The organism is Streptomyces sp. S3(2020) (genome assembly GCF_013044505.1).
In the GTDB taxonomy this organism is placed as follows: domain Bacteria; phylum Actinomycetota; class Actinomycetes; order Streptomycetales; family Streptomycetaceae; genus Streptomyces.
Genome location: NZ_JABERD010000278.1, coordinates 1 through 10589 on the forward strand (window position 1 = coordinate 1; position 10589 = coordinate 10589).

The window sequence follows — 10589 nt, forward strand, 5'->3', positions numbered from 1 at the left end:
GGGGGGGGGGGGGGGGGGGGGGGGGGGGGGGGGGGAGGGGGGGGGGGGGGGGGGGGGGGGGGGGGGGGGGGGGGGGGGGGGGGGGGGGGGGGGGGGGGGCCGGGCGGGGTGGGGGGGGGGGCGGCGGGCGGGGGGGGCGGTGGGGAGGGGGGGGCGGCGGCCGACGGAAGTGGGCCCGGGAAGGCCGCCGTGCCGCCCGTGCGGAGTACCCCGCGCGGCGCCCCCGCCTCACCCCACGGCGACCTCCGTCTTCGCTGGCGGTCCGTGCTGCGGGTGCTGTCGGGGCGGGACACCGTGCCCGGTGTCATCCGGGGGCGGGCCGTGCGGTTGCTGCTGGACGACGGGGAGTTGGGGCAGGACGAGGCGGCGCGGCTCATGGGGCTCGTGCTGTCCCCGGGGACGCCGCCGGCGGACGCGGCCGCGTGGATCGAGGGGTTCGTCGGCGGTGGCGCCGGGGGCGGGATGCTGCTGGTGCACGACGAGCGGCTGCTCGGGCTGGTCGATGCCTGGCTGACCGGGGTGCCCGCGGAGGCGTTCACGGATGTGCTGCCGTTGCTGCGCCGGACCTTCTCGGCGTACGAGCCGGGGGTGCGGCGGACGCTCGGCGAGCTGGTCCGGCGAGGGCCGGGTGAGCGGGGGAGCGCGGCGGGCGGCGGTGCCGGCATACCCGGCTTCGCGGCCGATCTGGATGTGGCGCGTGCGGATGCGGTGCTGCCGGTGGTGCGGCTGCTGCTGGGGCTGGACGGCGACCCCGCGGGCGCCGACGACAACGACCTTGTGGGGGTGGGGCGATGACGACGAACGGGTCGGGCGAGCCGAGGAGGCCCGCGGAGGCGGCAGACGTCTCGACGACGATCGTGAGGGTGATGCCCCTCTGGGCACGACCCGGGACGGCACGACCCGGAGTGGCACGACCCGGAACGGCACTGCCTGCGACGGGCAAGCCCGCGACGGGGCTGCCTTCCGAAACGCGGTGCGTGGCGGCAGCACCGCCGCTACCGCTACCGCTGACGAAGTCTCTCGTGGGGGTGGCCGGATGACGGTCGAAGTGGTGGACCCGGCGCAGGAGCGGCTGCGGCGGTGGCGGCTGGCGCTCGGGGGTGAGGCCGCCGACGGGACCGGGTGTGCGCTCGGGGGGCGGGACGCCGCGATGGACGGGGCGCTCGCCGCGTTGTACGGGAAGGGGGACAGGCAGGGGCAGCCAGGGCGGGAGCGTTCCGCGGGGCTGGGGGCTTCGGCGCCCTCGGTCGCGCGGTGGCTCGGGGACATCAGGACGTACTTCCCGTCCTCCGTCGTACAGGTGATGCAGCGTGACGCGATCGACCGGCTCGGTCTCGCCACCCTGCTCCTGGAGCCGGAGATGCTGGAGGCGGTGGAGGCCGACGTGCATCTCGTGGGCACGTTGCTCTCGCTCAACAAGGCGATGCCGGAGACGACGAAGGAGACGGCGCGGGCCGTGGTCCGCAAGGTCGTCGAGGATCTCGAGAAACGGCTCGCCACGCGCACCCGGGCGACCCTCACCGGCGCGCTCGACCGCAGCGCCCGTATCAGCCGGCCCCGGCACCACGACATCGACTGGAACCGCACCATCGCGGCCAACCTCAAGCACTACCTGCCGGAGTACCGGACGATCGTGCCGGAGCGGCTCATCGGGTACGGGCGGGCGTCGCAGTCGGTGAAGAAGGAGGTCATCCTCTGTATCGACCAGTCGGGGTCGATGGCGGCGTCGGTCGTCTACGCATCCGTGTTCGGGGCGGTGCTCGCCTCCATGCGGTCCATCAGCACCCGGCTCGTGGTCTTCGACACCGCGGTGGTCGACCTCACCGACCAGCTCGACGATCCGGTCGACGTGCTCTTCGGCACCCAGCTCGGCGGCGGCACGGACATCAACCGGGCGCTCGCGTACTGCCAGTCGCAGATCACCCGGCCCGCCGAGACGGTGGTCGTGCTGATCAGCGACCTGTACGAGGGAGGCATACGGAACGAGATGCTGAAGCGGGTCGCGGCGATGAAGGCGTCGGGGGTGCAGTTCGTGACGCTGCTGGCCCTGTCCGACGAAGGGGCTCCCGCGTACGACAGGGAGCACGCGGCCGCGCTCGCCGCGCTGGGCGCACCGGCCTTCGCCTGTACCCCCGATCTGTTCCCGGAGGTGATGGCGGCGGCGATCGAGAAGCGGCCGATCCCGGTCCCGGACACGGCCTGACCGGCGAACAGCGGCGAACAGCGGCGAATCCGTGGTGATTTGTCGACCCAGTGACATCCCAATTGGGCCAGCGAAACGGACATGAGTCGCATCGGTAACGGGGGGCTTGCGTAACCTCCGCACTGCCGTGCGAGTATCGGTGCCTCGTCAGCGGTGCGTCGCGCACCGCTCGTCCGTACCGCGTCGCACCGACTTCGTCGCTCGTCACGCGTGATTCGTTCCGCCGCACGGGAGGACCCGCCCTCTTGACCTGGCCGGCCGCACTGCCCGGTGCCGCTCTGCGCAGCCTGCGCACGGCGGCCGGGCGGCGTGCGCTGCAAGTGGCGCTGCTGGTGGGCGGGTTGTTCGCGCTCGGGTTCCTCTGCGCAGGGCAGGCGAGCGCGGCGGAGGGCGTACCGACGACGACGCTGACATCCGGGGCCGCTCCGGCGGATCCGGTGGACGGCGTCCGGTCGTTGACGAGCGGCGCGGTGGGACGGTTGGCGAAGCCGCCGGCTGAACCCAAGGTCGACGAGACAGGCACCGCTCGCACGGGCAGCGCCCTCACGGACGTCCTCCCGCCCGTGGTCGACGACAAGGTCCTTCAGCCGGTCAGCGACCTCGTGGACTCCGTGACCGAGCAACTGGCGGAGGCGCAGGCGAAGATGCCGCCGCTGCCGAGCCTGCCGTCCCTGCCCGTGACCGAGCTGCCCGGCCTGCCCGAGCTTCCGACCGTGCCCGCGCTCCCCGGACAGACGCTGCCGGGACAGACATCGCCGGGGACGGCGACCCCCCAGCCGACGTCCCCGTCGGGCGACTCGCCCCAGGGCGACGCCTCCGGAAAGCGCTCCGGCAAGGCGGCGGTGTCGGCCACGGCCGTCTTCTACGGTCCGCCGTCCGTCGCCGGTTCGCCTACGACGGGTGCGGCGGCGCAGACCGGCGGGCAGCGTGCCGTGCAGGGCGCCCACGCCCCCGTACAGCAGGCGCCCGGTGGTGACCCGGCTGGTGCGCTGGGCAACCGGCCGACGGCGGACGGCGGTTCGTCGCGGCACGGGGACGCGCACGCCGTGTCCCTGAGCCACCGGACAGCGGTGCGGCTCATGGCCGGTGCGGCTGTGCGTGCCGACGCGTTCGGGACCCGGGACCGGCACGGGGACATTCCGGTTTCTCCGGCCTAGGGCAGGACCTCCCCGCCGTAGACCTGCCGCGCGGGGGCGGAACAGGTCTGCCCGTCGTCCGGACCCCCTTTCGAACTCCGGACGGAAACCGCCGAAGCCGAAGCCGACACCGAAGAACCCCGTCCCCCGGGGCGTCGCGGTCGGAACCGGCACCGGAAGTGTCCCCAGCCATCCGAAGCACCGGAGCTCCGCCACGGACCTCCTCCTGACAGCCCGCCGGACCCGGATCCGCGGCTCGACCGGACGCCTCGTCCCCGAGCCCGACCGGACGTCGTCCCCACCCGCGGCGCTCAGGAGCCCGTCCGTCACAGGCGGATCTCCCGGAAGCCTCGGACCTCCCAGGATCTAAGGATCTGACGTACGTATGAACAAGAACATCCGCCGCTCCATCGTCATAGCCGCCGGCGTCACCGGCGCGTGGGCGCTCGGCTCCTCCGTGGCCAGCGCTGACGAACTGCCCGCCTCCTCGCTGTCCGTGTCGGACACGACGACCGACGTCACGGACGCTCTGACCGGCGCGGTCGACGGCGTCGTCTCCGATGTGCAGGACACCGTCCCCGGCGTGACCTCGACGGTCGACGACACCGCCGCGACGGCCACGCCCAAGGCGCCCGATACCGTCTCCGGCACGGCAGCCACCGTCCCGCAGACTGCCGAAGCCCCGAACAAGGCCGCGAAGATCAAGGGCGCCGCGGCCATCCAGGGCGCGAAGGCCGCCCGAGCCGCGCAGACGAAGGCCGAGGTCACGGCTGACGGGACGGTCGCCACCGCCCGGGCCACCGTCTCCGACGCGACCGCCCCGCAGGACGAGGTCGACTACCTCTTCGGCCCCCTCGCCGCCTTCGCCCCGGAGCTCGAGCGGGCCCTCGCCGGTGCCCAGACCAAGCTCCAGGGCGTCCAGTCGGCGGCCCGCACCCGGGCGCAGGGCGTCGACGGCGTCGTACGGACGAAGGCGCGGCAGACCGTCGCGGGCGCCGGCCGCACCGCCACCGGCGCGACCGGCGCCGCGCGGACCACCGTCACCGGTGCCGAGGGCCGTGCCGCCGACACGCTCGCCGTCGCGCAGGTCGAGGCCGGCACCGTCACGACGGCCGCCGGAGGCACCGTCTCCTCCGTCCCGAGCCACATCCGGCAGCGGGTGGCCGGCACGGTGGCGGCCGTTCCCGGCCTCGTCACCCCGGTCGTCGACGAGACGGTCGCGGCGGCCGTGCCCCCGCTGGCCACCGCCGCCGTGGACGGGGCGGTCCCGGTCGCCGGCCAGACGGTTGCCGGTGTCGTCCCGACCGCCGGGCACGCCGTCGCCGGGGTCGTCCCGGTCGTCACCGGCACGGTGGAGGGCGTGAGCCCGGTCGCCCACGGCGTGGTCGACGGTGTCACGCCTGTCGTCGGCCACACGGTCGGCGAGGTCAACCCGGTCGTCGGCGGCACCGTCGCCGGTGTCGCGCAGACCGCCCACCACACCGTCACCGCCGCGACCGCGCTCGCCCACGGAGTGGTGGCCGACGTCCAGCCGGTCGCCGTCGGCACGGTCCAGGGTGTGGTGCACACCGCCGGTACCGCCGTCCAGGGCGTACGGCCCGTCGCCACCGCCACCGTCGGCGATGCCCACCACCTCGCCGGAGCGGCCGTCCACGGCGTCGCCCCCGTCGCCACCACCGCGGTCGCCGACCTCCACCCCGTGGTGAACGGCGTCGTCACCGACGTACCCGCCTACGCCACCGCTCTGGCCGGTCAGGTCGCCGTCGACGCCACGGGTGCCGTGCTGCCGCCGGTCGCCGATGCGGCCGTGCGCGGCGTGGTCCCGGTCGCGGGGCAGGCCGTCGCGGACGCGGGCGGGCTGGCGTACGGGGCGGTCGGCGACGTCCGGCCCGTCGTGGGCGGCGTCGCGCCGCTCGCGTACGGCGTGGCCGGGCACTCCGCCGATCTGGCGTACGGCGTGACGGGGGAGGCCCTGTCCTTCGCGCAGGGGGTCGCGCAGCCCGTCGTCGGCCTCGTCCAGCCCGTCGTGCGGGGCGTCACCGGCAGCGCCGGGAACCTCGCGCACGGCGTCACGGGCGACGTCGCCCCCTTCGCGTACGGCGTCGTCGGCGACGTGGCGCCCGTGGTCGACGCTGTCGCACCCGTCGTAGGCCACACGGTCGACGGCGTGACCCCGCTCGCCGGGAACGCCGTCGCCGGTGTCCAGGGCGTCGCCGAGTCGATCACGCCGGGCTACGCGCAGCGGTACGGCGGCGGCGCGTACAACGCCTGATCCCCTCCCCCCACCCGACTCCGTGAGGGCGCGGGACCCGGACGGCCGAAAGCCTTCGGTCCGTCCGGACGAACTCCTCACGGACGGGGCGGAGCGGTCCCCATTGGGGTGGGGATCGACTGCCCCGTGCCCCCTCGGGGGCTGCTCAAGGGGCCTCACCGGGTCAACCCCAGCCCGGTGAGGCCTCCCTTCCCACACGAAACCTCACGACACCTCACGACACCTCATGACCCCTCATGGCCCCCTCGACCCCTCACATCCGGCACCCCGTGCCAGTGAGGGCGGCATCATGTGACAGGTATCACCGCTCAGGTGTGACCCTCGATTTAGGGGCCTCCCGCAAGCAGCGATAACCTGCGAGACGGACATGCCGCGCGCTCGGACACCGTGTGCGCCTCCCTTGTGACAGACAACGGTCGGACGTCACGTTGCCCTCGCGGCACGCCCACGCAGACAACGAACCGCGAGATCACTGATAGGGACGGAAGCGCGTGGACCTGTTCGAGTACCAGGCGAGGGACCTCTTCGCCAAGCACGATGTACCGGTGCTGGCCGGTGAAGTCATCGACACGCCTGAGGCGGCCCGCGCAGCCACCGAGCGTCTCGGTGGCAAGTCCGTCGTCAAGGCTCAGGTGAAGGTCGGTGGCCGCGGCAAGGCCGGCGGCGTGAAGCTGGCGGCGACCGCCGACGAGGCGGTCGAGCACGCGACCAACATCCTCGGCATGGACATCAAGGGCCACACGGTCCACAAGGTGATGATCGCCGAGACGGCCCCGGAGATCCTGGAGGAGTACTACGTCTCCTTCCTCCTCGACCGTGCCAACCGCACCTTCCTCTCCATCGCGTCCGTCGAGGGCGGCATGGAGATCGAGGAGGTGGCGGAGACCCGCCCCGAGGCCGTCGCCAAGACGCCGATCGACGCCAACGTGGGTGTGACCCCCGAGGTCGCCCGCCAGATCGTCGAGGCCGCGAACTTCCCGGCCGAGGTCGCCGACAAGGTCGAGAACGTCCTGGTCACCCTGTGGAAGACCTTCATCGAGGAGGACGCCCTCCTCGTCGAGGTCAACCCGCTGGCCAAGGTCGCCTCCGGTGATGTCATCGCCCTGGACGGCAAGGTCTCCCTCGACGAGAACGCCGAGTTCCGTCAGCCGGGGCACGAGGCCCTCCAGGACAAGGACGCGGCCAACCCGCTCGAGGCCGCCGCCAAGGAGAAGAACCTCAACTACGTCAAGCTCGACGGCGAGGTCGGCATCATCGGCAACGGCGCGGGTCTCGTCATGAGCACCCTGGACGTCGTCGCGTACGCCGGTGAGAACCACGGCGGCGTGAAGCCGGCCAACTTCCTCGACATCGGCGGTGGCGCCTCCGCCGCCGTCATGGCGAACGGCCTGGAGATCATCCTCGGCGACCCGGACGTCAAGTCCGTGTTCGTCAACGTCTTCGGTGGCATCACCGCCTGTGACGAGGTCGCCAACGGCATCGTCCAGGCGCTCCAGCTGCTCGCCGACAAGGGCGAGGAAGTCACCAAGCCGCTGGTCGTCCGTCTGGACGGCAACAACGCCGAGCTGGGTCGCAAGATCCTCTCCGACGCCAACCACCCGCTGGTGCAGCGCGTGGACACCATGGACGGCGCGGCCGACAAGGCCGCCGAGCTCGCGGCTGCGAAGTAAGGGAAGAGGGACAGACACAGCCATGGCTATCTTCCTCACCAAGGACAGCAAGGTCATCGTCCAGGGCATGACCGGCTCCACGGGCATGAAGCACACCAAGCTCATGCTCGCCGACGGCACGAACATCGTCGGTGGCGTGAACCCGCGCAAGGCGGGCACCACCGTGGACGTCGACGGCACCGAGATCCCGGTCTTCGGCACCGTCGCCGAGGCGATCGAGAAGACGGGCGCCAACGTATCCGTCCTCTTCGTACCGCCGGCCTTCGCCAAGGCCGCCGTGGTCGAGGCGATCGACGCCGAGATCCCGCTCGCGGTCGTCATCACCGAGGGCATCGCGGTCCACGACTCGGCCGCGTTCTACGCGTACGCCGTCTCGCAGGGCAACAAGACCCGGATCATCGGCCCGAACTGCCCCGGTCTCATCACCCCGGGCCAGTCGAACGCCGGCATCATCCCGGGCGACATCACCAAGCCGGGCCGCATCGGTCTGGTCTCGAAGTCCGGCACGCTGACGTACCAGATGATGTACGAGCTGCGTGACATCGGCTTCTCGTCCGCCGTCGGCATCGGTGGCGACCCGGTCATCGGTACGACGCACATCGACGCGCTCGCCGCGTTCGAGGCCGACCCCGACACCGACCTGATCGTCATGATCGGTGAGATCGGTGGCGACGCCGAGGAGCGTGCGGCCGCGTTCATCGCGGAGAACGTGAAGAAGCCGGTCGTCGGCTACGTCGCGGGCTTCACCGCGCCCGAGGGCAAGACCATGGGCCACGCCGGCGCCATCGTCTCCGGTTCCTCCGGCACGGCCGCCGCGAAGAAGGAGGCCCTTGAGGCCGCCGGCGTCAAGGTCGGCAAGACGCCGACCGAGACGGCGAAGCTGGCGCGGGAGATCCTCGCCGGCTGAGCAGCGGTTGCCTAGCTGAGCGTTTGTGGGCCCGTTCCCCGGGTGGGGGCGGGCCCACGGTGCGTTGTGAGTCGGGTGCGGGTGCGTCGTGGCTGGTCGCGCAGTTCCCCGCGCCCCTGAGGTACGTGCAGTGGACCCACCTTTTTAGGGGCGCGGGGAACTGCGCGACCAGCCCCCACCGGCCCGCGGCTAACGACTCAGCGGTAGCACCCTCTCCGGGCCGCTCGTCATCTCGCCCCGCAACTTGTCCCGCAACTCCATCTCCGCCTCCGACAACGCGCCCTGAGCTGCCCGTGGCGGCACGCCCTGGATCTCCGCACCCGGGGCGATCGGCGGCTCGTAGTGCGTCGGAGCCGTCCGGACCGTCAATGCCGTCGTCCCGATCAACGCCACCGTGAAGGCAATCGCCGCCCGCGTCCAGAAACGTGCCCTGCGCTCACTCCCCGTCCGCACCGTCGGCGGCTTCGCGGCGCGCAGACGCTCCGTGGAGGCGAGTTCGGCCAGCCGCCGGTGCAACTCGACAGGGTCCGACAGCTCCGGCAACCTCGCTGCGATCACCTCACGGGCATGCTCCAGGCGCCCGGCCGCCGCCGGCGTGCTCGCCTCCGTCTCCGCCGCGGTCTCGGGCAGGTCGAGGCCCACACCGTCGTACAACAACAACGTGCGGCGATACGGCGATGGGAGCCTGAGGAGTACGTCCATCAGGGCGCGGTCCGAGGGGTCGGCGGGCGGTGGTTCCGGGTGCCGGTAGCGGGGGCGGAAGCGGTGCCAGGGGGAGAGGGCGTACTCGTACGCCGTGGCCCGTACCCAGCCCGCCGGGTCGCGGTCGACGGCGACCTCGGGCCAGCGCTGCCAGGCGAGTTGGAAGGACCGCTCGACCGATTCGCGGGCGAGTTCGCGCCGCCCGGTGAGCAGATAGCACTGCCGTACGAGGGCGGGGGCGCAGAACGCGTACAGCGCGTCGAAGGCCTGAGCGGGCGTCAGGGGGACGGCGGGTTCCGCGGGTTCGGGAGCCGGTTCCTCCTGAGCGACCGTCACCTCGACCTCCGTCAGGGAGCCCAGCAGCTTCGCGTACGCCTCCCGCTTCCGGCCCCGCGGGTTCGTACGGCCGGACTCCCATCCGCGGACCGTCTCGCGGGTGACACCCACCCGTTCGGCGACCTGATCCTGCGTCAAGGACCCGGCCTCGCGCAGGCGTCGGCGTTCCTTGGGCGGGGGAAGCGGGATCGAAGGGCTCTGTGTCACAGGGCGCCCCTTCGTACGAAAAAGTACATAGTCGTATATTGAGCGACACTTCGGAGGTTCGCCTGTTACGACGAGAAAGCGCGTGTCGTTGGGAGCATGGCGCTCGTGATCCCGATGACCGTTCGCCGAGCGCCCCTGTCGTCCCTGCTCACCCGGTTGCGCGACCGATCGCCCGGACTCGCCGCGAGCCTCGGGGCCGGTGTGCTCGCGGCGGGGCTCGGGCTCGGCTCGCTCGCCGTGCTGGTGATGGTGCTGTGGATCAGTTCGCCGTATCCGGACAGTGGGCCGGGTGGCGCGCTGCATGTCGCGGCGGCGCTGTGGCTGTTGGCGCACGGGGCGGAGCTGGTGCGCACCGACACGCTGTCCGGGGTGCCGGCGCCGGTGGGGGTGACGCCGTTGCTGCTGGTCGTGCTGCCGGTGTGGATGGTGCATCGGGCGGCGCGGGACGCGGTGGACGACTCCACCGAGGCTTCGGGGTGGACGGCGTTCGCGGGGGTGGTCCTCGGCTATCTCGCCGTCGCGACGGGGGCCGCGCTGTACGCGGCGGGCGGTGATCTGCGGCCCGCGTGGGTGTGGACGGGGGTGTGCGTGCCGGCGGTCGTGCTGGCGGCCGCGGGTGCGGGGGTCTGGACGGCGTACGGCCGCCCGCGTGAACCGGTGGACGGCGCGCTGCTGCTGCTTCCCGCGGGGGTGCGGCGGCTGTTCCTCGGCCCGGACGCCCGCCACCGTCTCGGCACGGCGGCGCGGGCCGCCGCCGCGGGGGTGACGGTCCTGGTGGGCGGTGGCGCACTGCTCCTGGGCACGTCCCTGGTGTGGCACGGCGACGCGACGCGGCTCTCCTTCCTCCAGCTGACGGAGGGCTGGTCGGGCCGGTTCGCGGTGCTGCTGCTGTGCGTGGCGCTGGTGCCGAACGCGGCGGTCTGGTCCGCGTCGTACGCGCTGGGGCCGGGCTTCGTGCTGGGGACGGGGCATGTGGTGGGCCCCCTGTCCTCCGCCCCCGCACCGCTCCTGCCGCCGTTCCCGCTGCTGGCGGCGGTGCCGGAGGTGGGGACGGGGCGGGGCGGGCAGGCGGGCCCGGCTCGGGGACGGGCTGGGTGAACGCCGGTGGCCGGGAGTCCCATTCGGGTGAACTCCGGTGGCCGGGAGTCCCATTCGT

6 protein-coding genes and 2 pseudogenes are annotated in these 10589 nt (G+C 72.9%); 7 read left to right on the top strand and 1 reads right to left on the bottom strand.

What is annotated here, in order from left to right; all coding sequences use genetic code 11:
• Positions 1-234 precede the first annotated feature (234 nt).
• The 6 genes and pseudogenes from HLK59_RS44375 to sucD all read left to right on the top strand — a co-directional run.
• Positions 235-795 (top strand): annotated as a pseudogene (locus HLK59_RS44375) (DUF5682 family protein); the annotation flags it as partial.
• A gap of 241 nt (positions 796-1036) precedes the next feature.
• Entirely contained in the window at positions 1037-2203 is a 1167-nt protein-coding gene (locus HLK59_RS44380) for a VWA domain-containing protein (RefSeq protein ID WP_171147350.1), read from the top strand.
• Between the two features lie 245 nt (positions 2204-2448).
• Positions 2449-3360, top strand: coding sequence for a hypothetical protein (locus HLK59_RS44385; protein ID WP_171147351.1), 912 nt, complete (start codon positions 2449-2451; stop codon positions 3358-3360).
• Between the two features lie 364 nt (positions 3361-3724).
• Positions 3725-5611, top strand: a complete 1887-nt coding sequence (locus HLK59_RS44390; protein WP_171147352.1) for a hypothetical protein — start codon at positions 3725-3727, stop codon at positions 5609-5611.
• Between the two features lie 491 nt (positions 5612-6102).
• Positions 6103-7281, top strand: a complete 1179-nt coding sequence (gene sucC, locus HLK59_RS44395; RefSeq protein WP_067438131.1) for an ADP-forming succinate--CoA ligase subunit beta — start codon at positions 6103-6105, stop codon at positions 7279-7281.
• A 22-nt stretch (positions 7282-7303) separates the two neighbouring features.
• Complete coding sequence (gene sucD, locus HLK59_RS44400) at positions 7304-8188, top strand: succinate--CoA ligase subunit alpha (RefSeq protein ID WP_171147353.1); 885 nt, start codon at positions 7304-7306, stop codon at positions 8186-8188.
• A gap of 189 nt (positions 8189-8377) precedes the next feature.
• On the opposite strand, the gene HLK59_RS44405 is transcribed toward sucD, so the two are convergent.
• A complete protein-coding gene (locus tag HLK59_RS44405) occupies positions 8378-9433 on the bottom strand; it encodes a helix-turn-helix domain-containing protein (protein WP_171147354.1) in 1056 nt (351 codons plus the stop codon).
• Positions 9434-9529: 96 nt separating this feature from the next.
• Here HLK59_RS44405 and HLK59_RS44410 point away from each other — a divergent pair.
• Positions 9530-10489, top strand: a pseudogene (locus HLK59_RS44410) (DUF6350 family protein); the annotation flags it as partial.
• Between the last annotated feature and the right edge of the window lie 100 nt (positions 10490-10589).

Excerpts from the sequence above, each read along its gene's own strand:
- HLK59_RS44380 (WP_171147350.1), top strand. The coding sequence starts at position 1,037 with ATGACGGTCGAAGTGGTGGACCCGGCGCAGGAGCGGCTGCGGCGGTGG.
- HLK59_RS44390 (WP_171147352.1), top strand. The coding sequence starts at position 3,725 with ATGAACAAGAACATCCGCCGCTCCATCGTCATAGCCGCCGGCGTCACC.
- sucD (WP_171147353.1), top strand. The coding sequence starts at position 7,304 with ATGGCTATCTTCCTCACCAAGGACAGCAAGGTCATCGTCCAGGGCATG.